Raw genomic sequence first — 26,261 nt, 5'->3', positions numbered from 1 at the left:
AAATTTTAAAGGCAGCGGAGAAAAAACATATCTCCATGTGGGGTCGCCCAAGAGCAAGGCTTCTTTACGCAAAATTCCCTTGCCCGCCTTTTTGCTGGAGCTGGCAAGAGCGCGGGATCCGGATTCTATGAATGAAAACAACTACATTCTCTCGGATAACCCCGCCCCCTTTGACCCTCGTATTTATCAGCGCATTTACAAGCGGGTTTTGAAAGACGCCGGTATTCGGGATCGAAAATTCCATGCAATCCGCCATACCTTTGCCACAAGGGCCCTTGAAATTGGGGTTGATATCAAAACCCTCAGCGAGATATTGGGGCATTCCAGCGTTGGTATTACTCTAAATATCTACGCCCACTCGTTGATGGAGCAAAAAAAGATTGCCATTGAAAAGTTTAATGAACTGCACATTGTGCACATGTGTATTGCGGAATGTGCCGTCAATTCTCTGGTCACTCCTGCCAAAAGTGCCTTATAATTCAGGGGAAAAGCTGTCTTACGCACGGTTTCAAATAAACTGTGACAAATGCAACCGTTTATTTCACTCTATTATTATATTATAAAGTAAACACGCAAATTTTATTCTAGCATGCGGTTCAGAAAATTGTAATGAAACTTAAAGGAGATTTTTTAAGAAGTCAAAACATGGACAAATCCCAAAATGGAATTTCAGACTCCTCAGTCTGAAATTGCTGCTATTACGGGGACGTAAATCAAAATAAGAAGTGAGGATTCGGTTGCATGAAGATGAAACCCAAGGCCCTGAAATCGGGGAACAGCAATTTGCAAAAAAGCAGAGGAATTTCATTCACCAAAAGAGTCGGATTTAAACTGTCACTGTTTTCTACCTGCGGAATTTTACTTGTAGGTGCATTGACCGTTACCTACATGTCAATCAGCAGTTATCGGCTGATCGAGCAAGCCAATGAGGAGCGGAGTAATGCTGCACTCCATACGATGCAAGCTGTTTTGGAGGATTATCAGGAGGATTCTGTAAGAGCAGCAACCTCTATGGCCAGCTACGAAAACATGGTTCTTGCAGTGGAAAGTGGTGATGCAGCCGCCATAAAGTTCGCAGCAGCAGAGGCAAGCACTGCGATGGGGCTGGACGTGGATTTTGTCACTGTATCAAATGCGCAGGGAATTGTTATGGCACGTACGCACAGCGATCAAACCGGTGATTCTGTTATCTCACAGAAGAATATCTCCATGGCACTCGACGGAGAAATTACCACTCATGTTGATCTGGGTAATGAAATTAAATTAAGCATCCGAACTGGCGCACCTGTTAAAAATGCATTGGGAAAGACCATTGGCGTCGTATCAACCGGCTACTCTATGGTGGACCCCGCCTTTGTTGATCGGATGAAGGAAATGACGGGGAATGAATTTACTATTTTTATTGGGGACGAGCGTGCCAACACCACCGTCATTCAAAATGGACAGCGTGCAATCGGTACAAAGCTGGATTCCAAGATTTCAAAGACTGTGCTGGAAGACCGCCTTGAATATCAGGGAAATGCAGATATATTGGGGTCGCCCTATGCTACGGTATACTCCCCGATTATCGACAGCGACGGAAATGCTATCGGAATTTACTTTACAGGCGTATCAATTGAGAAAATAAATGCCGCGTTGAATACTACTACTGTTTTCTCAATTCTGGGCGTGGTGATCCTCTTGATTTTGGTTGCCACGGTTCTTACTCTTTACATCCGAAAAGCAATTGCAAAGCCCCTGACAAGCATGTCGCAGATTGCTTCTGAATTGTCCCGGGGAAATTTGGATACTGAACTTACCTATCAGTCCGGCGATGAGTTGGGCGTATTGGCCGATGCAATGCGCTTAACCATCTCCTCCCTGCAAAGCTACATCCGCGACATTTCGGAAAAGCTGGGGCAGATGTCACGCGGAGATATGCGGATTACGATGAATCTTGAATATGCCGGGGACTTTGTTGCCATCAGGCAAGCAATCGAATTGATTTCCTCAAACCTCAATCGTACATTGCTGTTGATTAACACAACCTCAGAAGAAGTCAACTCTGGTGCGGATCAGGTATCTGCCGCAGCGCAGGCCCTTGCAGCCGGAGCCACAGAACAGGCGGCAACCGTTGAAGAGTTAAACGCTTCTATCGCAAGCGTAACCCAGCAAGCGGAACTGAATACTGCAAATGTTCAGAAATCCGTGAGGTATGTTGAACAAGCGGAAAATAATATCACAGAGAGTAACGACCACATGCAGCGGCTTAACACCTCCATACAGGAAATCAGTACGACTTCCCAGGAAATCTCCAAAATCACCAAGTTGGTGGAGGATATTGCTTTCCAGACCAACATTCTTGCGCTGAATGCCGCTGTGGAAGCAGCGCGCGCCGGAAGCGCCGGAAAGGGTTTTGCTGTGGTAGCCGATGAAGTGCGCAACCTTGCGGCAAAATCTGCGGAAGCAGCCAAGCAAACGGCTGCGTTGATTGAAAAATCAGTTACAACTGTATCCGAAGGAGAAAAACTGGCTGCGGACACATTAAACCGTTTGATAGAAGCTGCTGAAAAGGCGGAATTGGCTGTGCAGTCTATTCGCGAAATTGAAACCGCCACCAGCGAGCAGGCAGCTTCGATTGAACAAATTAACGAAGGCTTGTCACAGGTTTCGGCAGTGGTACAGACAAATGCCGCCACTGCGGAAGAAAGCTCCGCTTCCAGCGAGGAGTTGGCAGCCCAGGCCCAGACCTTGCAGCATGAGGTTAGTAAGTTTAAGCTTACTGATACGCAGCAGTTTTCTGCGTATCTGGCTGAAGAAAAAACACAGGTCGCAATGTTGCCGGCAGAAGCGCATGATGACTACGTGAGCCTTGCATACAAGGCGGGAAAATATTAAAGCAAGCGGAGATTCTCTGAAAAAGAAATGTCCACGTTGGAAACGCTGGCATAAGGATTGTCTGTACATCCAATGAGATTGTGTCTTATACAAAATAAAGCTATCGGTTGCAATTCTGCTGCCGATAGCTTTATCTCGTTTCTATTCAATTGACTGTCTACGCTCTCACCACAACTAAAACCCTGACGTACAAATGTTGCCGATGAGATAAAAGGTTGAAGGCCAGCTTAACACGAATACAGCCAAGGCGATAAACGCTGACTTGTATCGCCGGTGCTGATACTCTGACCGACCCTGAAACCGGACAGGTTTTGCACTCTAAAATTGATTGGAGGCGCGTCTCCCCCTATTGATGCACCCGCAGTAAATCCGCCGATGATTGCTGCGTTGACCTGATTATATACCGCCAGATAGTATGATATATTGGCCCTGAGTGTAACCGATGTAGTAAGCGGGATTACAAAAATCCCTCCGAAAATAGAATTGACGGTGTTTGTTACTGCAACTACCTCCGCCTGACTATTGCTTGTAGGCATAAGAATCGCCATTTGGAAGACGCCCGTACGTGCACCTACTTGCGTAATGTAAGCTGCAACCTCTGTGACGACCTTATCCGTGCCACAGTCAAATATCAGCGCGGCAAAGGCCTCGTTGTTTCCTCCGCCTTGATTATAAGAAATTCCGGCGTTAATTGTTCCCAGCGTCCCAGTTTCAATATACGTATTATTTCCACTTGAAGGCCCGGTTGGACCCGTAGCTCCCGTGGTTCCCGTAGCTCCTGTGTCTCCGGTGGGGCCCTGAATGCCCTGTGTACCCGTGCCGCCGGTAGCGCCAACGGGACCTTGAATGCCCTGCTGACCTGCGGGACCGATGAGACCTTGGATGCCCTGTGCACCTGTGGGTCCTGTGTTGCCGGTGGGGCCTTGAATTCCCTGTGCGCCTGTGGAACCTGTGTTGCCGGTGGGGCCTTGCACTCCCTGTGCGCCTGTGCTGCCGGTAGGACCCTGAATGCCCTGCGGACCTGTGGAACCTGTGTTGCCGATGGGGCCTTGCACTCCCTGTGCGCCTGTGTTGCCGGTAGGACCCTGAATGCCCTGCGGACCTGTGGAACCTGTGTTGCCGATGGGGCCTTGCATGCCCTGCGATCCTGTATCCCCGGTGGGGCCGATGGGGCCTTGAATCCCCTGCGGACCTTGAACTCCCTGTGGCCCTTGAATGCCCTGTGGGCCCTGCGCTCCCTGTGCCCCTGTATCCCCGGTGGGGCCTTGAATACCTTGTGGACCCGCAGGACCGATAGCGCCTTGGGTACCCCGTGTGCCTATGTCCCCGGCGCGGCCTTGAATTCCCTGCAAACCCACGGGACCTGCCGGACCGGTAGCCCCTTGAATCCCTTGTGGGCCGGTATTTCCGGTTGGTCCAATAGGTCCTTGCATGCCCTGCGGACCTGCGGGGCCAACGTCACCAGTAGGACCCTGAACACCCTGCGCACCTGCAGGGCCGATGGGACCTTGAATACCCTGCACACCTTCCGTGCCAGTGTCACCGGTGGGGCCTTGAACACCCTGCAAGCCTGTGGGGCCAACGGGACCTTGAACACCCTGCAATCCTGCCGCGCCGATGCCCCCGGTGGGGCCTTGAATTCCCTGTGGACCTGCGGGGCCGGTGGGACCTTGGATGCCCTGCGGACCTTCCGGACCGGTGTCACCGATGGGGCCCTGAACACCCTGCAAACCTGTGGGTCCGACGGGACCTTGGATGCCCTGCAATCCTGCCGGGCCGGTATCACCGATGGGTCCCTGAACACCCTGCAAACCCGTGGGTCCGACGGGACCTTGGATGCCCTGCGATCCTGCCGGGCCGGTGTCACCGGTGGGACCCTGAACACCCTGCAAACCTGTGGGTCCGACGGGACCTTGGATACCCTGCGATCCTGCCGGGCCGGTGTCACCGGTGGGACCCTGAACACCCTGCAAACCCGTGGGTCCGACGGGACCTTGGATGCCCTGCAATCCTGCCGGGCCGATATCACCGATGGGGCCTTGAACACCCTGCAAACCCGTGGGTCCGACGGGACCTTGGATGCCCTGCAATCCTGCCGGGCCGGTGCCACCGATGGGTCCCTGAACACCCTGCAAACCCGTGGGTCCGACGGGACCTTGGATGCCCTGCGATCCTGTCGGGCCGGTGGGGCCCTGAACACCCTGCAAACCTGTGGGTCCGACGGGACCTTGAATCCCCTGCAATCCTGCCGGGCCGGTGCCACCGGTGGGTCCCTGAATTCCCTGTGGACCTGCGGGACCGGTGGGGCCTTGGATACCCTGCACACCTTCCGGGCCCGTGTCACCAGCAGGTCCCTGAACACCCTGCAAGCCTGTGGGACCGGCAGGGCCTTGAATACCCTGCAATCCTGCCGGGCCGGTGCCACCAGCGGGCCCCTGAATTCCCTGTGGACCTACGGGACCGGTGGGGCCTTGCGCTCCCGGTGCACCTCCGGAGCCGGTGGGACCAACCGGCCCTTGCGCTCCCTGCGGGCCTGCGTCACCGGTGGGTCCTTGCATTCCCGGCGTACCTGCCGGGCCAGTGTCACCTGTGGAACCTTGAATACCCTGAGGACCCACGGGACCAGTGGGGCCTTGTGTTCCCTGTGCACCCTCGGGACCAGTGGGGCCGATGGGACCTTGTGTTCCCTGCGGCCCTGTGCCGCCGATAAGGCCGGTAGGCCCCTGAACGCCCTGTGGACCCTGAATACCCTGCGGGCCTTGCATCCCCTGTGCGCCGGTGGGCCCGTCGACCCCCTGTATTCCCTGCGGACCCGTGGGGCCCGTAGAGCCGGTGGACCCCTGCATTCCCTGCGGACCGGTCTGACCAGTCGGGCCGGTGGGTCCTTGAATTCCCTGTGCGCCGGTGCCGCCCGTGGGGCCGGTAGGCCCTTGCACGCCCTGTGGGCCGGTCGGGCCAATAAGGTAACTGCTGCAACAGCACGGATCGTATGGCAATCGACAAGAAGTGCTGAACTCTGCGTTTTTATGGACAATCATGATAGTAACTCCTTATGTTCCGCTCCATATACGGTCAAAAATCAAACCGAGAATATGTCTTATCGCTCTTAAAGCTGTTACAGTATATGCTTGAAGCGAAAAGGAGAAACAGAAACGCAAAACTGTCAATTTATATACGGCTGTCATGGAATGTTAAAGCAAATCCTCCGGCTTAACTCCGAGCGCTTTTGCTATAATCAGCAAGTCTTTATCCGTTACCATTTTCTCTGTCTCTCAATTTTAGAGAGGCAGGAACCGGTGATCTCCATGCCCTCGGACTGGAGTTTGGCAAGCAGTTCCTTCTGCTTCAACCCTTTTTCAAGACGTATTTTCGTTATATTCGCGCCTACGACGTTCATTTCGCCGAGTGGATGTTTTCGTGGTTTCAAAATCAACACCTCAAATATATAATTCTGTTGAGAGAATTATATGTCCATACAGGTTTGACATAATTTCACTAGTAGAATTATAATGATTATATTTCCGTAGACAGAATTATGCGTGAGGTGTTTACCATGCCGGACTATAAAGAAATGTATATCACACTATTAAGAGACAATAAAAGCTATCAGTATCCTTCAAGCAACACAGCAAAGGACAGAAGAAATCTATATCTCAGACGATACGGAAAATAATCTCATATTGCTTAAGCCTTATGAGGATGAGAAAGCCAAAGATTAGAGGAAAAAAGGCTGGACATCATCAAGCAAACCGATAATGTCCAGCCTTTTTATGAAGTTTTAGGCTTCTTTCGTGGGCCTCTCGGTTTTGATTCCGGGCGCCGTTTCTTACCGTTAGGGAAGAAATCATAGTTGAAATAAAGCAATAATCCGAACCCATCCCCAACAGCAATTAACTGTCGGGATGGGTTCGGATTATATGCGTTTGGTGCCGGTGGCCGGACTCGAACCGGCACGCTGTCGCCAGCGGTGGATTTTGAGTCCACTACGTCTACCAATTCCATCACACCGGCAGGTGTAACGGGAGTATTATAGCACAACACCATGAAACGTTCAAGAGCATTTTCGCGTTTTTTTGAAAGATTGCAAAGCGCACCCGCCGCGCAGAAATACGCCGGGGGAACGAACTGTCGTTCCCCCGGTGTTTGTTTGCAGTTTACGGTGCGAGCAAATAGGACTCGCCATCCTTCGTCGTCCCCGGCTGGGCCAGCACCTGCACCAGCTCGGTATCCTTGCTGACGGCGGCAAGCCGCGTCCGCAGGGAATCCAAAGCAATCCCATCCCCGGAGACATAGACCCGGTCCATCAAAGGCGCAATGTCCTCCAGAGACTGGCCGGATACCTCAGCAAGCATTGAGGCGGGATCAGCCGCCTCCGGCGGCAGCATAATAGACAGCTTCACATCGTACTCTGCCAAAGCCGATTTCAATTGGGTCAGAAACGCGCTAATTCCCTGACGCAGACTGTCCGGCCGGCCAGCCGCCGCCGGGCCATAGTCAATCTTGTTCAGCTTTCCAGCGGTAGGATAGCTCACGTCCGTCAGGAGAATTTCGTCAAAGCCCGCCGCCGCGCAGGCGGTGGCCAAATCAACGAGATATTGCCGCGCTCCCTCCTTAGAAGGATCCAGCCATCGGTCGTTATTCCCATCGTAAAAAACATAGCCGCCGGTGTTTTTCAGCGCCCTGCCTGCAAGATCCGCACTGGAGGCAACAGAATCCCGGAAGCAGGCAATTTTGGCAACGGCATAAACGCCCTCGTCCTTCAGCATATCTCCCAGCGCCGCAGCGGAGCCTTCCACGGTCTTCACCGCCGACGGCGGCGCGGCCTGAGAATCAATATAAACCAAACCGTCCGTATCCTTCACGGTGTATACCGCGGCGTTATACGCCCCGCCGGGAGAAACTGCGGCCCAAGCGGCTTTCCAGTCGGTCAGCGGGCCCACCGGAAGCGCGGCGGCTTGAATGCTTTTCTGCTCCGGCTCCTCAATGGTAAAGCTTGCATCGCCGGGTTCATCCGCCGATGTGCTGCCGGAGCCCTCCGGCTGGTCTTTAGAAAACTGCGGCAGATCCAGCCTTGGGCGGTCAGAATCGTCATAGACCACGTATTTTTGCAGCCGAATCACCGCCACGGCCCCCAAAATCACCAGCACCAGCAAAACTGCCAGCAAGATTTTCCACTTGGGGCCCTTTCCATGGTAGGTGCTGTATCCTCTCGGTCCGGCCATAGTGCTCCTCCTCCGAAGTTTTTCCTCAGTCCCCGATGGCGTCCATCAGATCCACGCGGCGGGCGTGCCGTCCACCCTCGAAGTCGGTAGTCAAAAAGACCTTTACCATTTCCAGCGCCAGCATCGGCCCTGTAAAGCCCGCACCCATGGCCAACATATTGGCGTTGTTGTGCTGGCGGCAGAGCCGGGCCTGCATCGTGTCCGCACAGTGGGCGCAGCGAATCCCCTTCACCTTATTGGCGGCGATGGAGATGCCGATGCCGGTGGTGCAGATGACAATGCCCTGCTCGCATTCACCGGAGGCCACGGCCCGGGCCGCCGCCTCGCCGAACACGGGATAGTCGCAACTCTCTGTGGAAAAGCACCCAAAGTCGTGACACTCGTATCCGTCCTTCTCCAACTGCTGTTTGATTTTTTCTTTCAGCTCAAATCCGCCGTGGTCGGCGCCCAGTGCGATTTTCATAAAAACTTCCTCGCATTCATTGGTTTGACGGCATGACGCTCGGGCCCCGGCGCGGCAAACGCCGCGTCCCGCGCCCCGGTCCGCCGGAGGGTGCAATGCACCTTTTGTTCATCTTACACGCAATTGGAGAAATTTGCAAGACATCCCTTACAGGACGTGCCAGACGGGCCGCTGCTTTTCAAAGGTACAAAAGCGGGTAAAGCCGCACTCCCGCAGCAAAGCCTGCCCCTCCCGGATTCCTTTGCCCACATCTGTGGGGCGGTGGGCGTCGCTGCCCAGCGTAATCAGTTCGCCCCCAAGGCGGCGGTACAGCCTCAGCCATTGTGCATCGGGAAGAAAGCGACTGCCCCGGGTGGTGTTCACCTCAATGCCCTGACCGCCCTGAATCAGCGTCCGCAGAATTTCCTCCAGCTCTACGCCATAGCCGTCCAGACTGATGTGAAAGCCCCGGTAATCGTTCATATACCGTAGGGGCAGCGTCATGTGGCCCAGCACGGTGAATTTTCCCCACCGGGCCATTTTCAGAAGATTTTCGAGATAATCCTCAACCTCGGCATAGCAGGTTTTCTCGTCCGGCTCCTGCATCCACCCGATATCCTGAAGCCCAAACCGCTCAGAGAGCATATGGACGGAGCCGATAATAAAATCCAACTCCGGCATACCCGCAAGCAGCCGCTCCGTCCGGGCCTCGTCCACCTGCGTGTCTCCCAACTCCAAACCCAGCCGCAGCTTCACCGGACCGGACCATTTGGCGGCGGCTTCTTCATATTCCTTCGTCAGCGCACCCCAGTCAAATTCCTCCAACGGAATGACCGTACGAGGCTTCACCGGCTCAAAGTGGTCGGTGAAGCAAATTTCATCCAGCCCCGCTGTCGCAGCGGCGGCGGCCATTTCCAGCATAGGCGCGGTGCTGTCGGGGGAGACGCGGGAATGGGTGTGGTAATCCGCCAGATACATGGAACGCCTCACTTTTTGTATTTCTTAAAAAACTTCTTGCGGTCCTCGTCATTGCTGTCGCCCATGGACTCGGCAAACTTTACAAGGGCCTCTTTCTGGGCTTTGTTCAGGTTTTTGGGAGTTTCGATGTAAACGGTGACATACTGATCGCCCCGGCCCCGACCGTTCAGCAGGGGAATCCCTTTGCCCCGCAGGCGGAAGGTGGTGCCGGTCTGGGTGCCCTCGGGCAGGGTATATTTCACCTTCCCGTCGATGGTGGGAATCTCCAGTTCCGCTCCCATTACCGCCTGTGCAAAGGTGACGGGCGCTTCGCACAGCACGCTGTTGCCCTCCCGGCGGAACAGCTCGTGGGGCTTCACCGTGATGGTGATCAACAGGTCCCCGGCGGGGCCGCCGTTTTTGCCCGCGTGGCCCTGCCCGCGGATGGACATGGTCTGGCCGTCATCAATTCCGGCGGGAACCTTCACCTCAATGGTGTGGCGGCTGCGAAGCATGCCGGTTCCGTAGCACTCCTTGCAGGGCTGATGGATAATGCGGCCCTTTCCGCCGCAGCGGGGGCAAGGGCCCGTGGATGCAAACACGCCCAAAGGCGTCTGCTTGCGGGTCTGCACCGTGCCGCTGCCATGGCAGTCGGGGCAGATCTCCGGGGTAGTCCCCGGCTCGCAGCCGTTGCCCTTGCAGGTGTCGCAGGTTTCGTACCGCTCCACCGTCACCGACTTGTCGCAGCCAAAGGCCGCTTCCTCAAAGGACACGGACACAGCCTGACGGATACTCTCGCCCCGCTGAGGCGCGTTGGGGTTGGCCCGACGCTGTTGCCCGCCAAAGCCACCGCCAAAAAAGCTGCCAAAAATATCCCCCAGATCGTTGAAGTCAAAGCCGCCCGCACCGCCGTAGCCCCCGCCAAAATTGGGGTCCACGCCGGCGTGGCCGTATTGGTCATAGCGGCTCTTTTTATCAGCGTCGGACAAAACCTCATAAGCCTCGTTGACTTCTTTGAACCGGGTTTCCGCCGCCTTGTCTCCGGGGTTCAAATCGGGATGGTTCTCCTTGGCAAGCTTCCGGTATGCCTTTTTAATCGCGTCCTCGGACGCATCCCGGGCAACACCCAGAACCTCGTAATAATCACGTTTTTGATCTGCCATATAGTGCCTAAGTCCGCGAATCCTCTCCGCCACTGTGGCGCACAGGGTCCGCTTCCTTGTTCCTCCTCTCCGTCCCGCGCCCTCGGCACGACGCCTTGGGTCGGGCTATACGGGGTATGCGGAGCCGCCGCTATGGCCGCTCCGCATACCATTCACTTGTTACTGATTGCCGTCCTTTTTGTCCTCTTCATCCACGACCTTATAGTCCGCGTCGTAGTACTGACCCTGCTGTCCGCCCGCGTCGGGACCCGCGCCGGGCTGCTCGCCCTGCTGGGGGCCTGCCTGCTGATAGAGCTTTTCGCTCACGGCGTAAAATGCCTGCGTCAGCTCTTCGGTAGCGGCCTTGATGGCGGCGCTGTCGGTTCCCTTGAGGACCTCCTTCAGCTTGTCGATGCCGGACTGCACCTTGGCCTTGTCGTCGGCAGGAATCTTATCGCCCATTTCGTTCAGGGTCTTCTCAGACTGGTAAACCATCTGGTCGGCCTGATTGCGGGTTTCCACTTCCTCTTTCAGCTTCGCGTCCTGAGATGCAAACTGCTCTGCTTCCTTCACCGCCCGCTCAATGTCGTCCTTGCTCATGTTGGTGGAGGAGGTGATGGTGATATGCTGCTCCTTGCCGGTGCCCAAATCCTTAGCGGAGACGTTGACGATGCCGTTGGCGTCGATGTCAAACGTGACCTCAATCTGAGGCACGCCACGGCGGGCAGGGGCGATGCCGTCCAAATGGAAGCGGCCGAGGGACTTGTTGGCGGCTGCCATCTCGCGCTCGCCCTGAAGCACATTGACCTCCACGGAGGTCTGGTTGTCGGCTGCGGTGGAGAACACCTGGCTTTTCTTCACGGGGATGGTGGTATTGCGGTCGATCAGCTTGGTGAACACGCCGCCCATCGTCTCGATGCCGAGGGACAGGGGCGTCACGTCCAACAGCAGCAAACCCTTCACGTCGCCGGTAAGAACGCCCGCCTGAAGCGCCGCGCCCATGGCCACGCACTCGTCGGGGTTGATGCCCTTGAAGGGATCGCTTCCGGTAAAGCTCTTTACAGCATCCTGCACGGCGGGAATCCGGCTGGAGCCGCCCACTAGCAAAACCTTGTTCAGCTCGGAGGGCTTCAGGCCCGCGTCAGACATGGCCTGCCGCACGGGACCCATGGTGGCGTCCACCAGATGGCTGGTCAGCTCGTTGAACTTGGCCCGGGTGAGGGTCACGTCCAGATGCTTGGGGCCGTTTGCGTCGGCGGTGATATAGGGGAGATTGATGTTGGAGCTGGTGACGCCGGAAAGCTCCACCTTGGCCTTTTCGGCGGCTTCCTTCAGCCGCTGCATGGCCACCTTGTCACCAGAGAGGTCCACGCCGTCGCTCCGCTTGAACTCGCTTACCAGATACTTCATGACGCACTCGTCAAAGTCGTCGCCGCCCAGCCGATTGTTGCCGGCGGTGGCCAGCACCTCGATCACGCCGTCGTCAATTTCCAGGATGGACACGTCGAAGGTGCCGCCGCCCAGATCGTACACCATGATTTTCTGGGAGTGCTCCTTGTCCGCGCCGTAGGCCAGCGCAGCGGCGGTGGGCTCGTTGATAATACGCTTGACCTCAAGGCCCGCGATCTTACCCGCATCCTTTGTGGCCTGACGCTGGGCGTCGGTGAAGTAGGCGGGAACGGTGATGACCGCCTCGGTGACAGGGCTCCCGAGATACGCCTCCGCGTCGGCCTTCAGCTTTTGCAGAATCATGGCACTGATTTCCTGAGGAGTGTAGGCCTTTCCGTCAATGGTGACCTTGTGGTCGGTGCCCATCTCCCGCTTGATGGAAGAGATGGTGCGGTCCGGGTTGGTGATGGCCTGACGCTTTGCCACCTGACCCACCATACGCTCACCGGTCTTGGAAAACGCCACCACGGACGGGGTAGTGCGGTTGCCCTCGGCATTGGCAATGACGATGGCCTCGCCGCCCTCCATCACCGCCACGCAAGAGTTGGTGGTACCCAAATCGATTCCGATTACTTTAGACATAATGAATTCCTCCTATATCGAAACATAAAAAATTACAAATCCGGCAAATTTAATTGGCCACGCGGACAGCCGCGAAACGCAGAACCTTGTCGCCCATCATAAAGCCCGCCTGAAACACGTCTGCCACCACGTTTTCGCCCAGCGTCTCGTCGTCGATATGCATGACGGCATTGTGCCGGTTGGGGTCAAAAGGCTGGCCCAGCGCTTCCATCTCGGTGACGCCCAGCTTTAAGAGCACCTCTTTATACTGGGTAAAAATCATCTCAAGCCCCTTTTTGTGAGGGGACTCGTCGTCGCCTCCGGCCTGCATAGCCCGCTCCAGATTGTCGTATACGGCCAAAAAGGCGGTGACGGTGTCGGCCTTGGCGTCCTGATAAATGGACTCCTTCTCCTTGGCGGTGCGCTTGCGGTAGTTGTCATATTCGGCACTCAGGCGGGTAAACTGGTCCGTAACGGAGGCAAGCTGTCTTGCCGCCAGCTCCGCAGCCTCCATCTGCTCCCGGGTAAGAGTATAGGTCTTTTCCTTTTTCTTAGGCTCCTTCCGGGGCTTTTCGTTCTTTCCGGGAGCATCCTGCGAAGTCTCCTCCGTCTCGGGGGGAAGTGTCTGCTCCGCCTCCTGCTCCGGGGTCTGATCGATGGGCTCTTTCTTTTCCTCGCTCACGTCTTTGTGTCCTCCTTCTTGGAAAGTAAATCCTTCTTTCCAAACATTCGTGCCATACCTTCGGCAAAATAGCTCAGCCGCGCGGTCACGGCGGCGTAATCCATACGGGTGGGACCCACCACGCCGATGAGGCCCCGCAAATCGTCTCCGATGTCGTAGCTTGCAACCACCACGCTGGTGTCCATCAGCGCGCGGCTGACGTTCTCCGGTCCGATGAGAATTTTCATAGGTGCGTTTTCGTCGGGGGATGGGAGATCCGCATCTTCGTCGCTGAGATAGCTCATCAACTGGTGGGCCTTATCCGCATCCCGGAATTCCGGAAGCTTTAAAAGCCGACTGGCTCCCACGGTCTGCACCTCTCGGCGGCCCGCCTCGTCCAGCACGTCCGTGGCATAGGCCACGGTCTGGCTCAGGGGTAAAAACACCTTGGGGGAGAGCTGATCCGTCATGTGCAGCAGCCGCTCGTTCATCTCGTCGGCGGAACTGCTGGTAAAATGGGTGTTCAGCAAATGGGCAAGCGCCGGTATCTGATCCGCGTCCAGCTTTAGCTGAAGCCGAAGCAATTGGCTTTTCACCCGGTTGTTTCCCATCATCATCACAACGATCAAACTTTCATCGTCCACGGGAATCAAATCAAAATGCTTGGCAAAAAATTTTTTCCTTCCGGCGGTGGCTGTGTACACGGGATAGCCCGCCAGCGCGCTGACCGCCTTCCCGGCCTGAGAAACAGTCCGGTCCAACTCTTCCATTTTCAGGTGAAGCGCCGCGTTCAGCTTTTCCGTCTCCGCCACGCTGAGCTTTTGCCGCTCCATCAGCTCGTTGACATACAGTCGATAGCCCTTGGGCGCGGGCACCCGCCCGGCGGAGGTATGAGGCTGCTCCAAATAGCCCAGCTCCACCAAATCCGCCAACTCGTTGCGGATGGTGGCGGAGCTGACGGAGCCTCCCATCTGGGTGGCAATGGCCTTTGAGCCCACCGGCTCGGCAGTGAAAATATAATCCTCCACCACCGCCTTCAGTATTTGCTTTTTTCGGTCTGTCAAATCCATAATCCGCTCCTTACCAGAACGGTAAAACAAAGATTAGCACTCATTAGTTCCGAGTGCTAAAGCGAGTTTACCACCACGCAAAACGAATGTCAATGGATGGATATAAACAAATTGTAAATTCAGGCAAAACCCTTCGTTTTGCGGGCACGGCGGTCATTCGCGGGGACGCGTGGACGCGGGGTTGTTTAAGAGAAACACAGTCCTTTTTAAGCGGGCGCTTTAAAAAACGCAAAAGCATCCCGTGTCCGCTTTCACAGACCGGGACGCTAATTTTAACTAATTTTCGGAAGTTTGGGCAGCCTCCCAGCCTTGCAGCAGCGCCCGCGCCGCTTCTCCGCTGGGCGGCAAATCAGTCAGATGAAGCAAATATCCGGCGGCGTCCCGCCACTGCGATGCGGAATACGCCTCCTGCGAAAACTCCAGCGCCGCCCTTACCGCGCGGCGCTGAAAACTCTTTTCCCGCAAATCTGAAAGATAATTGCAGCCTGTGCGCCTTGCCAGCACCTCTAAAAGCTCCTCTTCTTCCGGCATAACCTCACCCCTCGCCAAAAGTGTATTTATTTATTCTAATAATACTATATTACTCGCTAAAAGTAAATAATATTATTCTATTGGTCTGTAACGCAGTACTCTTTGTTTTGATAACATTAAGGATAAATAGGAAAGTATCCTAATTTGCGGAGGAGGGAGGAATACCGCTTGCGGGAAAAATATCGGGAAAACTACCGGCTTCTGGGGCTGAGAATTGCTTATTACCGGAAGGTACGGGGCTATACGCAGGAGCAACTGGCGGAAATGATCGGCAAAAGCTGGTCGTTTCTCAGCCAAATTGAGGCCAACAACGGCGCGAGGCTGAAGGGGCTTTCCCTGGAGACGCTTTTTTCCATTGCCGAAGCGCTTCAAGTTCCGGCGGGACGCTTGTTTGATCAGGACTGAAGACAGAATAACGAAGGCAATACGGCACAATTCACCGCCTTGGTCTTCACATGCAAGCATTGGGCAAGATCAATGCAGACAAAAGGGCAGGCCCAAATCTTTCGATTTGGGCCTGCCTTTTCTTGTGACAGAGTCTTTGGGATACGCTTACGCGTTGGGAGCGGGAGCGGGAGCGGCAGTCTGCGCGGCGGCAGCAGCCTCAGCGGCGGCTTTGGCCTTGTCAGCCTGTGCCTTTTTAACGGCCTTGTACTTCTCCTTCTCCTCGGGCGTTGCGATGGGCAAAATGCAGTCGCGGGGGCAGACCTTGGTGCACATCTTGCAGTTGATGCACTTGGCGTAGTCAATCGCGGCCACATTGTTGGTCACATGGATGGCGTCCTTTTTGCACTCCTTCTCGCAAAGGCCGCAGCCAATGCAGGAGTTGGCGCACACGCTCATGGCCACCTTGCCCTTGTCCTGATTGATACAGGCCACATGGACCTTCTTGGACACCGGCACGGAGATAATCAGCTTGCGGGGGCAGGCGGTGGCGCAGGCCATGCAGTCGGTGCACTTCACAGGGTCCACCACAGCGCAGCCGTTGGGCGCGATGTGCATAGCATCGAACTGGCAGGCAGTCACGCAGGAACCAAAGCCCAGACAGCCGAAGCCGCACTCCAGCGGACCGGCAGCCACCTTCGTGGCGGAGACGCAGTCCAGCACGCCGCGGTATTCAAAGCGCTTTTTCGCGGCCGTTCCGCCGTTGCAGCGGACAAAGGCCACTTCTTTTTCGGCGCTGCTGGATTCCACGCCCATAATGGCGGCAATCTTCTCGGCGCTGGCCGCGCCGCCCACGGGGCAGGCATTGACCGGCGCACTGCCGTCCAGAATGTGGCCCGCACAGTCGGAGCAGCCCGCATAGCCGCAGCCGCCGCAGTTTGCGCCGGGCAGGGCGTCCACAATTTCAGGAAGTCTGGGGTCGGTTTTCACGGCGAAGACAATGGACGCCACTGCCAGAATGACAGCAAAAATAGCACCCAGAATGCTCAACACCAGAATGGCATAGACAATATTCATGATTTCTCCTCCTTAACCGAAGACGTTCGCACCGGAGAAGCCCATGAACGCCAGCGCCATCAGGCCGGCGGTAACCAGCGCGATGGGAAAGCCCTCAAAAGCTTTTGGGGGATCAGCGAACACAAGACGCTCCCGGATGCTGGCAAACAGCACGATGGCCAGCAGGAAGCCCAGACCGCCGGTAATGCCATACACCACGGACTCAATAAAATTGTAGCCGTTCTGCACGTTCAGCAGGGCAACACCCAGCACGGCGCAGTTGGTGGTAATCAGCGGCAGGTAAATGCCCAGCGCGGTATACAGGGCGGGGAGGGACTTCTGGAGAAACATCTCCACAAACTGCACCAGCGCGGCGATAATCAGAATGAACGCCACGGTCTGCATATACGCAAGGTTCAGAGGAACCAGCAGATATTCGTTGGCGAGCCAGGTGAACGCGGAGGCCAGGCCCATAACAAACGTGACGGCCACGCCCATGCCCACGGCGGTGTCAATCTTTTTGGAAACGCCCATAAAGGGGCAGATACCAAGAAATTGGGCAAAAATGAAGTTATTGACCAGAATGGCGCCCAGCGCAATGGAAAAGATTTCTTTCATGGCTTACTTTTCCTCCTTTGCAGCCTTTTTGGGCCGGTTCAGCGCCCACTGCATGGCGGCAATCAATGCGCCCAGCACGAGGAAGCCGCCCACCGGCAGCGTCAGCACGCCAATGGTCTGATAGCCTGCGGGCATGATTTGAATGCCTGCCAGAGTGCCCGCACCCAAGAGCTCGCGAATGATGCACATGGCCAGCAGCACCAGTGTGTAGCCAAGGCCCTGAAACACACCGTCCAGCGCGGAGGCGGCAATGCTCTCTTTGGAGGCAAAGGATTCCGCACGGCCCAGAATGATGCAGTTCACCACGATCAGAGGGATAAACACACCCAAAGACGAGGCAATGGCGGGCAGAAACGCCTGTAGCAGCAGATCCACACAGGTAACAAAGCCTGCGATAACCACCACGTACATGGCAATACGAATCTTGTTAGGAACGATTTTCCGGATAGCGGAAATAACGACGTTGGAGGCGGTCAGAATCAGCAGCACGGATACGCCCATGCCAAGGCCGTTTGCAATTGAGGTCGTGATGGCCATGGTAGAGCACATACCCAGAAGCTGCACCAGCACGGGGTTGTTGGTAATGACGCCCTCTTTCAACTGTTTACCGATGTTCATTGTTCAACTCCCCCTTTCTCAGTCCATTGCGGCGGTCACGGCAAGTGCGCCGTTCACGCCGCCGGTGACGCCCTTGGTGGACACGGTGGCGCCGGTGATGGCGTCCACATTGCTGCCAACCGTCAGGTCGCCGTCCGTATGACTCATGCCGACAAACTGCTCCAAAACGCCCACGCCGCTGCCCGGCAGCGGATCGTTGTTCATAATCTTGCTACCGATACCGGAGGTTTCGGCATGAGAGACGATGGATACGCCGGTGACGCTATCCTCCGCGTCCACGCCCACCATCATCACGATGGTGCCCTGAGAGCCGCTGGCGGCCATCTTCACGGCATAGCCCGCGTCGGCCCCGTCGGACCCGATGACCTGATAAATCTCAGTCACCTTGGTCTTATAGGTTGCAGCGGCGGCGGTCATTTCGTCGGTAATCTCCAGCGCGTCGGAAAAAGTGCTGTTGGGATCAGCCACCACGGCGGACATGGCCGCCACGGTCTTGGCCTTGTTGGCTGCGGTAATATTGGGCTCGGTCACCTGATTGACAAGGCCCAGCAGTCCCGCAACGATGATGCAGGTGAGGGTCAGGGTGAACGTCAGCACCAAAATGTACTTGGGGTCCATCGTGATTTTTTCCTTGCTTTTCACTTGTTCGCTCATTTCGAAGCCGCCTCCTTCTTATCGGATTTGACGACGCCGAAGCGCTGAGGCTTCACATACTTGTCGATGAGGGCGGTCAGCAGGTTCATCACCAGAATGGAGTAGCACACGCCCTCGTTATAGGAGCCGAAATAGCGGATAAACACGGTAATCAGGCCGCAGCCGATGCCATAGATCAACTGGCCCGTGGGGGTGACGGGAGAGGTCGCGTAATCGGTCGCCATGAAAAACGCGCCCAGCAGCAGTCCACCGCCCAGCAGGTTGAACAGCATCCACGTAATCGCATCGTTCCCACGGGGGAAAAGCAGCGTCAGAACAACCACGGTGGCAATGTAGCTCACCGGGGTCTGCCAGGAGATGACCTTACGGGCCAGCAGGTAAATGCCGCCGGCAATGAGCATCAGGGCGGAAATTTCGCCGATGGACCCGCCGATGCGGCCCAGGAACATGTCCGTCATGGTGACGCCGCTGTCCAGCAGTCCCTGCAAATTATTGGTATGGAGATAGGCCATGGGGGTGGCCGCCGTCACCGTGTCGGCGTTAGAGCCGAACAGGTGAGAGGTGGCCTGAAACTTCGCCCAGGTAGTCATGTTCCCGGCGAAGGAGGCCACCATCATGGCACGGCCCACCAGAGCCGGGTTTACAAAGTTCTTGCCGATGCCGCCGAAGAGCTGCTTGGCAACCACGACGGAGAAAAAGCTGCCCACAAACAGAGCAAAATAGGTCACGCCCACGGGGCAGACGAATGCCAGCAGCATACCCGTGACCACTGCGGAAAGATCGCCCACAGCCTGATTTTTTTTCATCAGCTTGCGGTACGCCCATTCCCACCCCATGCAGAAAATCACGCTGGCGCAGGTCACCGTCAGCGCCCGAAGGCCAAACGCCCACACAGCGTACGCAAGGGCGGGCAGCATGGCGATAATCACATCCAGCATAATGGAGCGGGTGTTTTCTGCGGCGCGGATATGGGGAGAAGACGTGGCGATCAGCTTCAGATTTTTATAGTCGGTCATCTCTCACGCCTCCTTCTTCTCTGTCTTGTCCGCCAACGCGGCGGCCTTTTCAGCGGCTGCCTTGTCGGCGGCCGCTTGATCCTTCACCAATTGCTTGCCGGTTTTAAACATATGAGTCAGATGAATCCGGGCGGGGCAGATGTAAGAGCACGCGCCACATTCCATGCAGTCCATAATGTTGGCGGCGTTCAGCTCCTCGGTCATCCCCTTGGAGGCATACTGATACATAAACAGAGGCTCCAGCTTCACCGGGCAGACGGAAACGCACTTGCCGCAGCGGATGCACTGGGGATGCTCCACGGTCTGCTCTTCGTTTTCGCAAAACGCCAGAACCGCGCCGGTGCCCTTGGTCACAGGGATGTCCGCGGTGTACTGGGCCATGCCCATCATGGGGCCGCCGGCGATCAGCTTATATGTACCGTCCTTCAGTCCGCCGCAGGCGTCCAGCAGGTTTGCCACAGGGGTCCCGATGGGGCACTCCAGATTCTTCGGGTCAATCACACCGGAGCCGGAGACAGTAACCACTTTGCTCACTACGGGCAGCCCCTGCGTAATGGCCCGGTAGATGGCGCAGGTGGTGTTGATATTGAACACGGCGCAGCCGATGGCGGAGGGCAGTCCTCCCGGAGGGACCTGCTTGCCGGTAACAGCCTGACAGAGCTGCTTTTCGCCGCCCTGAGGGTAACGGCAGCGCAGGGACTCCACCACCACGGGGGCATGCTTCTGGGCAATGACCCTGTTCATGGCGTCAATTCCGTCGCGCTTGTTGTCCTCCACGCCGATGACGACCTTGTCCACGCCAAACATTTTGGCCAGATAAATTGCGCCTCCGATAATTTCCTCGGGGCGCTCCAGCATGGCGCGATGGTCGCCTGTGATGTAGGGCTCGCACTCCGCGCCGTTGATGATCACGGTGTCGACCTTGCCGATTCCGCCGGAGATCTTCACATGGGTAGGGAAGGTTGCGCCACCCATGCCGACAATGCCGGCGTCCTTGACGAGCTCCACCATCTCTTCGACGGTGAGTGCACTGGGGTCCGCGGGGACCTTGATTTCTTCGCTCAGCTCGTTTTTCATGTCGTTTTCGATCACGATGGCCGTCATGTTGCCCCCCATGGAATAGGGTCGGGGCTCCACGGCCTTTACCGTGCCGGAAACGCTGGCGTGAATCGGTGCGCCCAAGCCGCGGAACTCGCCGATTTTCTGTCCGACTCTCACATGGTCGCCCGCCTTGACAAGGGGGGTACACGGAGCGCCGAAGTGCATGGACATGGGGATGACCACCTCAGCCGGGGGTGCCAGTTGTTCGATGGCCTTTTCATTGGTGGCGGCCTTCATATCATGGGGATGAACACCGCCGAAAAACGCTTGTGCCATTGTTTTCACCTCATTTTTCTCCTGGTTAGAGCGTTAAAGGTTGCTCTGCCACATACTGCGCATTATTCTACACCTAAAATGAATAATTGTCCAGACTGTTAGTGCTGGTTTTCTCAGAAATTTGTGCTTTTTTTAACGAAATTTGTATATCTTTTTATGGCGGGCCAACCGGGTCTTGCCAAGCTTTCCCATGCATGTTACACTGATGAAAAGGCACGCAGCGGTGACATCTGCACCGTTGTTATGAGAAATGGTATGCTTCCGGTATCCGGCGGCACGAAAGGAGTTTTTATGGCGGAACAGATTGACCGGCCTGCATTAAAAGCGGAGATGAAGGAGATGCTTCGCTCCGCACAGGTAAGTCCCAAGGGATTTGTGGGGCTGTATCTTCTGCTGATGCTGGCCCTGAGCATGGTGGACCGTCTGGCCAGCAGCGGCAACCCCGTGACTTATGGAACCCCGCTTGGGAGCTTTGTCAGCATCCTGACCTCGCTTTTGGGCGTTGTCCTGCAAGCCGGCTTTATTCTCTACTGCATGGATATTCGACGGGGTATCCGGTCCGGATATCTCACGCTGTTTGACGGATTTTCTTTCGCGGGACGGGTGATCGGGCTTGCCATTTTGGAGACGCTTTTCATCTTTCTCTGGGCGCTTTTGTTCGTAGTTCCCGGCATTGTGGCCGCCTATCGATATCGGTTTGCTTATTTGAACCTCTGCGAAAATCCGGAGCTGGGCTGCATGGACGCGCTGGATCTGAGCAAGAAGCAGACCGTGGGCTATAAAGGCCAGCTTTTCATGCTGGACCTAAGCTATCTAGGCTGGGCGCTTCTGGCCTCTTTTCCCCTTAGCCTCTGGTTTTCTCGAACCTCTTTCCGGTCTGCCTTTTCTATGATAACCGGAGGGGCATACATTGCGCCGTCCCTGGCAAGCACCTTGGTCATGAACCTTCTTTTTTCGCTGTGGGCCGTGGCGGTAGAGCTTTTTTACCTGCCCGCCTATCAGTGCTCGGAGTTGGGATACTACGAAATCGCCAAGCGCACCAGCGGCTTCTATCCCACTGCCGGTTCGGAGCGGCAGGAGTCGGACGATGAGGCCAGCGGGCTGCTTTAAGTTTTAATGGCGAGGCATCGAAAATTTTACAGCACGCATAAAGGCCGGAGCGTGAATACATGCTCCGGCCTTTTCTTATTATAAAAATCACTCGCTTATTCCGACAAGCTACAAACGCAAGCGTGGGTTTGGAAAAGAGCGCCCTCAGTCCTTGTCGGTCCCTTCCAGACGGCGAAGGTTCTCCATGGCCTCGGGGTATTGCCGCGCGGCGGCTGAGGGATTGCCCCGCAGGATACGCAGAGCCTGACGATAGGTTTTCGCGGTTCTGGCCCGAACGGCCTCCTGCCGCGCCCGCAGCTTTTTCACCGCCTCGTCCAGCTCCGCCAGTTTCCCGGCAGACAGGCCATTTTCGCCCATCAGCCGCTCCCGGCAGACCTCAGCGGCGGCGGCCACGTTCTCCAGCGCGCTCAGGGTTGCGTCCGACAGTGTTCGCAGCGCCTCGGCCAGACGATCCTCCCGGCGCTGCTTCCGTTCCGCCCGGCCCTTGGCCCTCTTTTGCCGCTCTTCTCTCAGCCGGCTTTGCAGTAAAATGCGCTCCACTTGGGTTTTGTCCCGAAATTTTTGCAAATCCTCCTCCGCGAAGGCAGAGATAATCTCCATCCTTCGGGCAAGGCGGCGCAGCTCCTCGTTTTCCTCCGTGAGCTTTTCCAGCATGGCGCGCAAATCCAGCGCGGCCTGCACAGAGCGCACCGCGTCCACGGTAAAGCCCGCTACCAGCGCCAGCGCCAGCGGCGTGGCAAATGCGGCAGGAATGGACAGCACCAGCCGCGCGATGGGGGGATGGATCATCTTCACCAGCAAAATGGAGAAAAAGCCCCAGGCAATGCTGCTGGAAAGGCAGATATAGCCGTTCACATTGAACCTTTGTCCTGAATAGTCCCAATAGCGCACCTTAAACAGCCGCTCCATGGCCGCGCCGGTGACGTATTCCAGCAGCGTGGCCGCCACCGCGCCGCTCAGGTACAGCAACGCAAAATGGTTTCGCACCGGCAGGGTGAAGAGCAAAATCAGGATGGCTCCGGAGCCGTAAATGGGCAGCACCGGTCCGTGGAGAAAGCCCCGGTTAACCCATCTGCGTCGCCGCACGGAGACGTAGCACGACTCCCAAACCCAGCCACACAGACAGTAGAAAAAAAACAACAGGACCCACTGGTCCGCCGTATAGGCACGCAAAAAGCTCCCTCCCTTCAATAATTGTCTCGTCAGTCTACTCCAATCCCGTCGAAAAATCAACCGGACAATTTTTAACATTTAGGCCATCCGACTAAATTCTTTCAATTTTCCGCTTTTTTCCTTAAAACCGCCTCTTGTGGGCGTGCAGAGAACAACGCAAACCGAAAGGCCCCGGGGAATTAAGTTCCCCGGGGCCTCACATTTTGATTCTTTGCGTTGGCCACGAAAATTTTTCACACTGTCTTTACAGCAGATTGTAGAGAATCTTCGCCATCTGGCCACGGGTGATCGAGGTGTTGGGGCGGAACGCGCCGTCCTCATAGCCGCTGATGACCTTCTGGGCCGCCATGGTCTGAATGTAATAGGCGGCGTAGGCGGGAATGGAGGCCGCGTCCTTAAAGGTGAGGGCCGCCTGGGCATAGCCCTTCTGCTGGGTCCGGCCGATCATCGTTGCCGCCTGAGCGCGGGTAAGACTTGCACCGGGGTTAAAATAAATCTTCCCATTCTTCTCAGAGCCGGTAAGAATCCCCATGGAATACAGCGTTTTCACTGCGGTGCGGGCATACTCGCCAATGTCTCCCGCGTCTGCGAAGGGAAGATCGTTTGCTTCGTATCCGCTTCCGTCCAGTCCCAGATAGCGGTAAAGCATCACGGCAAACTGCTGGCGGGTGATGGATTGGTTGGGGCGGAAGGTCCCATCCTCATAGCCTGTGGTAATCCCGGCGGTTTTCAGCCAGTCCACGTAGGTCCCGGCCCAATAACCCGCGGTATCGCCGAACTGCACCTCACCTCCGGTGGCGGCAATGTCGCAGGAGGCGCGGCCGATGTTGCCGGAAGCGTCCCGTGCGGTGACGGTAACGCGGTGAGCATAGGTGTCGCTCACGGGCAGAGCGGCGGAAAGGGTCCCCTTCGCAGGGTCATAGGTAAAGGACACGGCTTTGCCGTCCATAGTCACGGACACGCCGCTCTGGGCCGGGAATTTGTCTGCCGCGTCGGTAATCGTTGCGGTTAGGCTGGTTCCCGAGAGGGTGGCCTTTACCTCCGGGGGCGCGGTGTCCACCACGTTGTTATAGGAGGTCACCAACTGATCCAGATACAGTGTGCCGGAGGCGGCGGTTGCTGTTCCGTCCGCGTTGATTCCCGCCGTCAGCTTAAAGCCGGCCAGCGTCGCGGTCCCTGTGGGCAGGGCAACGGTAATCTGCTTCCAGCCGGTAAAGTCCACATTGCCCGCCGGGGTTTCTACGGTGTTGGCCCCGTCGGAGGTCAAAACGGTCAGCGCGTTGCCTGACTTGTCGCCATACAGCCAGAAGCTCATCTGGGTATAGGCGCTGCCGATGGAATAGGGCACGGCGAAGAGAATAGAGGAGGTCCCGTCCGCGCCGATGGTGTAATTCACGGCGGCGGAAGCCCGGCCGTACTTCACCAGATTCATGTCGGTGACGCGGGAAATGGTTGCGCCGTAGCTGAAGGAGGAAAGCTCGGGTGCGGTGGTTTCAAAGTCCTCCACCGTGGCAAGGGCGATGTGGGAGACATTCACCTGCACCGTGGCGGTTTTTCCCCCGGCAGAAACCGTCAGGGTGCCGGTGCCGGGAGAACCGGCGGTAAACTTCCCGGTTTTGTCCACCGCGCCGATGTCGCCGGTGACGGCCCAGGTAAATGCCTCCGGGTCGGCCTTCAGGGCCAGATGTCGGTAAACAGCGGAGGCGGTGAGGGTTGTTGCGCTGCCGGGGGCCACCGTCAGCGTGGTGACGGCGGTGGCGCCGTTTTTCACGGAGATGGCGTCCGGCGTGGTGACGGCGTGAACCTTGGCCGAGCCGGACTGCCCCCCGCCCGTGGCGGTGACGGTCACCTCTCCGCCGCTGGCGGGGGTGGTAAGAACGCCGTTTTCAATCTCCCCGGCGCTGGTGCTGAGGGTATAGCTTTTGCCGCTCATGGGAATGTAATTGGTATCCACGGCGGCGGCAGTCACGTTTACTTTGCTGCCCGCCAGTACATAGCTGTTGTCAGTAGAAACGTAGAAATGGCTCAGTTGTCCGCTGGACTGGTTGGGGGCCACCAGAAAAATCTGATTGCTCACTGCCCGCTCGCTGCCGCCGGAAGGGCGATTGACGGTTTTCGCGTTCACAGCGTCCGGCTGGGTTGCAGTGAAGGTGGTGGACCCGCCGCCGTCCAGACACAGGGCGGTGACGCAGCCCAGCTCGATCAACCGCTGGGCCACCTGCGTCATGGACGCGCCCACGGAATACCCGGACCTGCGTCCGTCGATGGTATAGAACACCAGCGTTCCGTCGGCCTTCTGGCCCACGGCGGTGCGGGGGTTTACGTCGGTGGGAAGGCCGGATACCACACCGCCGTTTTGCACCAGCGCATACAGCGCGCCCACGGCGTACTGCACGTCCAGCCAGTCACCCGTGGCCGGGGCGGCGGTAATGGTGATCGTTGCGCCGACGGGAATATTTTTCATGGCGTTCAGGGCATAGGCATCCGCCTGATTGTTGACGGATAAAACCACCTTCCCCTGCGGAACGGCGGTACCCGCCGCGTCGGCAAGCACGCTGTCCACCGTCAGCACCAGCGGGCTTCCGCTTAAAGCCAGAGAGCCGCTCTGGATGGTGCACACCACATCCACCCCCGGCTCCGTGGTGCCGATGGTGTGTTTAGAGTTGAATTCATATGTATAGAGGTAGATTCCGCCCCCGGAAACCCGGGCCTTGTTGACCGCGGCAAGCTGGCGCACCACCCGCGTGGGAAAATCACCGTTGTCCAGCAGCTCATAGCCAAGGTCGGCACTGACCTTCACGGCGGGCTTGCCCAGCACGGCGGTGCCGTCCTGCCGGAAACCGATGGCCCAATAGCCGCCGTCGGAGCTTTTCAGCTCCCCCTGCGCCGCCACCATGCCGATGGGAAGGCCGTTGTTCACATTGTAAAAGTCGCCGTTCATCCCCGCCACCACGCGATAACCCTGGCTCTCCAGCGCCTGTGCGGCGGAGGAGACGGTGTTGCAGGAAGTGAGCACGCTGCCGTAGGTCACCATGGGCGTTACGGAGGAGCCGGGCTTGTATGTAATCAGGTTTTCCACCCGCATATCGTTGTAGGCGGTGCTCCAGAACACGTTGGTGGACAACTGCGTATCCCGGTGCACCGGGACGTCTTTTTGAAGCAGGTCCTCACCCAGCGCGGCAGATGCCGCGGCGGGAACCATCAGCGCACACAGCAAAGATGCTGCCAGAACGCTGGAAAAAATGCGGCGCAGGTAGTTTTTCATATCGACGTTCATGCCTCCATAGTCTTTTTGGTTGTTGTCAACTCTTTTATTTATAACGCTTTCAGAATACCATGCCTT

At 56.7% G+C, this 26,261-nt stretch carries 21 protein-coding genes and 1 tRNA gene; 5 read left to right on the top strand and 17 right to left on the bottom strand.

Annotated elements, in window-relative coordinates; all coding sequences use genetic code 11:
• The 3 genes from B2W96_RS02885 to B2W96_RS02875 form a co-directional block, all read left to right on the top strand.
• A partial coding sequence (locus tag B2W96_RS02885) for a site-specific integrase (protein WP_293008375.1) occupies nt 1-478 on the top strand: 478 nt, incomplete at its 5' end.
• A 263-nt stretch (nt 479-741) separates the two neighbouring features.
• The gene (locus B2W96_RS02880; RefSeq protein WP_293008373.1) at nt 742-2,877 is read left to right on the top strand and encodes a methyl-accepting chemotaxis protein; all 2,136 of its coding nucleotides are present in this window, start codon (nt 742-744) and stop codon (nt 2,875-2,877) included.
• Between the two features lie 842 nt (nt 2,878-3,719).
• Complete coding sequence (locus B2W96_RS02875) at nt 3,720-5,987, top strand: hypothetical protein (protein ID WP_293008371.1); 2,268 nt, start codon at nt 3,720-3,722, stop codon at nt 5,985-5,987.
• A gap of 814 nt (nt 5,988-6,801) precedes the next feature.
• Here the strand turns inward: B2W96_RS02875 and B2W96_RS02870 are convergent.
• The 9 genes from B2W96_RS02870 to B2W96_RS02830 form a co-directional block, all read right to left on the bottom strand.
• Nucleotides 6,802-6,888: transfer RNA gene (locus B2W96_RS02870), tRNA-Leu, on the bottom strand.
• A 143-nt stretch (nt 6,889-7,031) separates the two neighbouring features.
• Nucleotides 7,032-8,099, bottom strand: a complete 1,068-nt coding sequence (locus B2W96_RS02865) for a putative glycoside hydrolase (RefSeq protein ID WP_293008369.1) — start codon at nt 8,097-8,099, stop codon at nt 7,032-7,034.
• 25 nt (nt 8,100-8,124) lie between these two features.
• Nucleotides 8,125-8,562, bottom strand: coding sequence for a ribose 5-phosphate isomerase B (gene rpiB, locus B2W96_RS02860; RefSeq protein ID WP_293008367.1), 438 nt, complete (start codon nt 8,560-8,562; stop codon nt 8,125-8,127).
• Between the two features lie 147 nt (nt 8,563-8,709).
• Nucleotides 8,710-9,519, bottom strand: a complete 810-nt coding sequence (locus tag B2W96_RS02855) for a histidinol-phosphatase HisJ family protein (protein WP_293008365.1) — start codon at nt 9,517-9,519, stop codon at nt 8,710-8,712.
• An 8-nt stretch (nt 9,520-9,527) separates the two neighbouring features.
• Complete coding sequence (dnaJ, locus tag B2W96_RS02850; RefSeq protein WP_293008363.1) at nt 9,528-10,661, bottom strand: molecular chaperone DnaJ; 1,134 nt, start codon at nt 10,659-10,661, stop codon at nt 9,528-9,530.
• Nucleotides 10,662-10,820: 159 nt separating this feature from the next.
• The gene (gene dnaK / locus B2W96_RS02845; protein WP_293008361.1) at nt 10,821-12,671 is read right to left on the bottom strand and encodes a molecular chaperone DnaK; all 1,851 of its coding nucleotides are present in this window, start codon (nt 12,669-12,671) and stop codon (nt 10,821-10,823) included.
• 49 nt (nt 12,672-12,720) lie between these two features.
• Nucleotides 12,721-13,332, bottom strand: coding sequence for a nucleotide exchange factor GrpE (locus B2W96_RS02840; protein ID WP_293008359.1), 612 nt, complete (start codon nt 13,330-13,332; stop codon nt 12,721-12,723).
• On the bottom strand, nt 13,329-14,381 hold the full coding sequence (gene hrcA / locus B2W96_RS02835; protein WP_293008357.1) for a heat-inducible transcriptional repressor HrcA: 1,053 nt from the start codon (nt 14,379-14,381) through the stop codon (nt 13,329-13,331). The genes B2W96_RS02840 and hrcA overlap by 4 nt, the downstream gene beginning before the upstream one ends.
• 276 nt (nt 14,382-14,657) lie before the next feature.
• Nucleotides 14,658-14,912, bottom strand: a complete 255-nt coding sequence (locus B2W96_RS02830; protein WP_293008355.1) for a hypothetical protein — start codon at nt 14,910-14,912, stop codon at nt 14,658-14,660.
• A 168-nt stretch (nt 14,913-15,080) separates the two neighbouring features.
• On the opposite strand from B2W96_RS02830, the gene B2W96_RS02825 reads away from it, so the two are divergent.
• Entirely contained in the window at nt 15,081-15,317 is a 237-nt protein-coding gene (locus B2W96_RS02825; protein ID WP_293008353.1) for a helix-turn-helix domain-containing protein, read from the top strand.
• A gap of 147 nt (nt 15,318-15,464) precedes the next feature.
• On the opposite strand, the gene B2W96_RS02820 is transcribed toward B2W96_RS02825, so the two are convergent.
• From B2W96_RS02820 to rsxC, 6 genes are read right to left on the bottom strand one after another with little or no spacing between them, the layout of a single operon-like run.
• The gene (locus B2W96_RS02820; RefSeq protein ID WP_293008351.1) at nt 15,465-16,373 is read right to left on the bottom strand and encodes an RnfABCDGE type electron transport complex subunit B; all 909 of its coding nucleotides are present in this window, start codon (nt 16,371-16,373) and stop codon (nt 15,465-15,467) included.
• 12 nt (nt 16,374-16,385) lie between these two features.
• Nucleotides 16,386-16,970, bottom strand: coding sequence for an electron transport complex subunit RsxA (rsxA, locus tag B2W96_RS02815; protein WP_293008349.1), 585 nt, complete (start codon nt 16,968-16,970; stop codon nt 16,386-16,388).
• A gap of 3 nt (nt 16,971-16,973) precedes the next feature.
• Entirely contained in the window at nt 16,974-17,588 is a 615-nt protein-coding gene (gene rsxE / locus B2W96_RS02810) for an electron transport complex subunit RsxE (protein WP_293008347.1), read from the bottom strand.
• An 18-nt stretch (nt 17,589-17,606) separates the two neighbouring features.
• The gene (locus tag B2W96_RS02805; RefSeq protein ID WP_293008345.1) at nt 17,607-18,242 is read right to left on the bottom strand and encodes an FMN-binding protein; all 636 of its coding nucleotides are present in this window, start codon (nt 18,240-18,242) and stop codon (nt 17,607-17,609) included.
• A complete protein-coding gene (locus B2W96_RS02800) occupies nt 18,239-19,258 on the bottom strand; it encodes an RnfABCDGE type electron transport complex subunit D (protein ID WP_293008343.1) in 1,020 nt (339 codons plus the stop codon). The genes B2W96_RS02805 and B2W96_RS02800 overlap by 4 nt, the downstream gene beginning before the upstream one ends.
• Before the next feature lie 3 nt (nt 19,259-19,261).
• Nucleotides 19,262-20,635 (bottom strand): electron transport complex subunit RsxC, encoded by a 1,374-nt coding sequence (rsxC, locus tag B2W96_RS02795; protein WP_293008378.1) that lies wholly within the window; start codon nt 20,633-20,635, stop codon nt 19,262-19,264.
• A 291-nt stretch (nt 20,636-20,926) separates the two neighbouring features.
• On the opposite strand from rsxC, the gene B2W96_RS02790 reads away from it, so the two are divergent.
• The gene (locus B2W96_RS02790; protein WP_293008341.1) at nt 20,927-21,745 is read left to right on the top strand and encodes a DUF975 family protein; all 819 of its coding nucleotides are present in this window, start codon (nt 20,927-20,929) and stop codon (nt 21,743-21,745) included.
• Between the two features lie 144 nt (nt 21,746-21,889).
• Here B2W96_RS02790 and B2W96_RS02785 read toward each other — a convergent pair whose 3' ends face one another.
• The gene (locus B2W96_RS02785) at nt 21,890-22,918 is read right to left on the bottom strand and encodes a putative ABC transporter permease (protein ID WP_293008339.1); all 1,029 of its coding nucleotides are present in this window, start codon (nt 22,916-22,918) and stop codon (nt 21,890-21,892) included.
• 244 nt (nt 22,919-23,162) lie between these two features.
• Nucleotides 23,163-26,195 carry an S-layer homology domain-containing protein gene (locus B2W96_RS02780; RefSeq protein ID WP_293008337.1) on the bottom strand — a complete coding sequence of 1,011 codons (3,033 nt, stop codon included), beginning with the start codon at nt 26,193-26,195 and terminating at the stop codon, nt 23,163-23,165.
• Between the last annotated feature and the right edge of the window lie 66 nt (nt 26,196-26,261).

Source organism: Oscillibacter sp. UBA6647 (genome assembly GCA_002455655.1).
Lineage (GTDB): Bacteria > Bacillota > Clostridia > Oscillospirales > Oscillospiraceae > Oscillibacter.
This window is presented reverse-complemented; position numbering and strand designations above follow the sequence as displayed.

Coding starts and splice junctions, on each gene's coding strand:
- rsxE (WP_293008347.1), bottom strand. CDS start 17,588: ATGAACATCGGTAAACAGTTGAAAGAGGGCGTCATTACCAACAACCCC.
- B2W96_RS02790 (WP_293008341.1), top strand. CDS start 20,927: ATGGCGGAACAGATTGACCGGCCTGCATTAAAAGCGGAGATGAAGGAG.
- dnaK (WP_293008361.1), bottom strand. CDS start 12,671: ATGTCTAAAGTAATCGGAATCGATTTGGGTACCACCAACTCTTGCGTG.
- dnaJ (WP_293008363.1), bottom strand. CDS start 10,661: ATGGCAGATCAAAAACGTGATTATTACGAGGTTCTGGGTGTTGCCCGG.
- B2W96_RS02865 (WP_293008369.1), bottom strand. CDS start 8,099: ATGGCCGGACCGAGAGGATACAGCACCTACCATGGAAAGGGCCCCAAG.
- rpiB (WP_293008367.1), bottom strand. CDS start 8,562: ATGAAAATCGCACTGGGCGCCGACCACGGCGGATTTGAGCTGAAAGAA.
- rsxA (WP_293008349.1), bottom strand. CDS start 16,970: ATGAAAGAAATCTTTTCCATTGCGCTGGGCGCCATTCTGGTCAATAAC.
- B2W96_RS02855 (WP_293008365.1), bottom strand. CDS start 9,519: ATGTATCTGGCGGATTACCACACCCATTCCCGCGTCTCCCCCGACAGC.
- B2W96_RS02820 (WP_293008351.1), bottom strand. CDS start 16,373: ATGAATATTGTCTATGCCATTCTGGTGTTGAGCATTCTGGGTGCTATT.
- B2W96_RS02830 (WP_293008355.1), bottom strand. CDS start 14,912: ATGCCGGAAGAAGAGGAGCTTTTAGAGGTGCTGGCAAGGCGCACAGGC.
- B2W96_RS02805 (WP_293008345.1), bottom strand. CDS start 18,242: ATGAGCGAACAAGTGAAAAGCAAGGAAAAAATCACGATGGACCCCAAG.
- B2W96_RS02780 (WP_293008337.1), bottom strand. CDS start 26,195: ATGAACGTCGATATGAAAAACTACCTGCGCCGCATTTTTTCCAGCGTT.
- rsxC (WP_293008378.1), bottom strand. CDS start 20,635: ATGGCACAAGCGTTTTTCGGCGGTGTTCATCCCCATGATATGAAGGCC.
- B2W96_RS02800 (WP_293008343.1), bottom strand. CDS start 19,258: ATGACCGACTATAAAAATCTGAAGCTGATCGCCACGTCTTCTCCCCAT.
- B2W96_RS02880 (WP_293008373.1), top strand. CDS start 742: ATGAAGATGAAACCCAAGGCCCTGAAATCGGGGAACAGCAATTTGCAA.
- hrcA (WP_293008357.1), bottom strand. CDS start 14,381: ATGGATTTGACAGACCGAAAAAAGCAAATACTGAAGGCGGTGGTGGAG.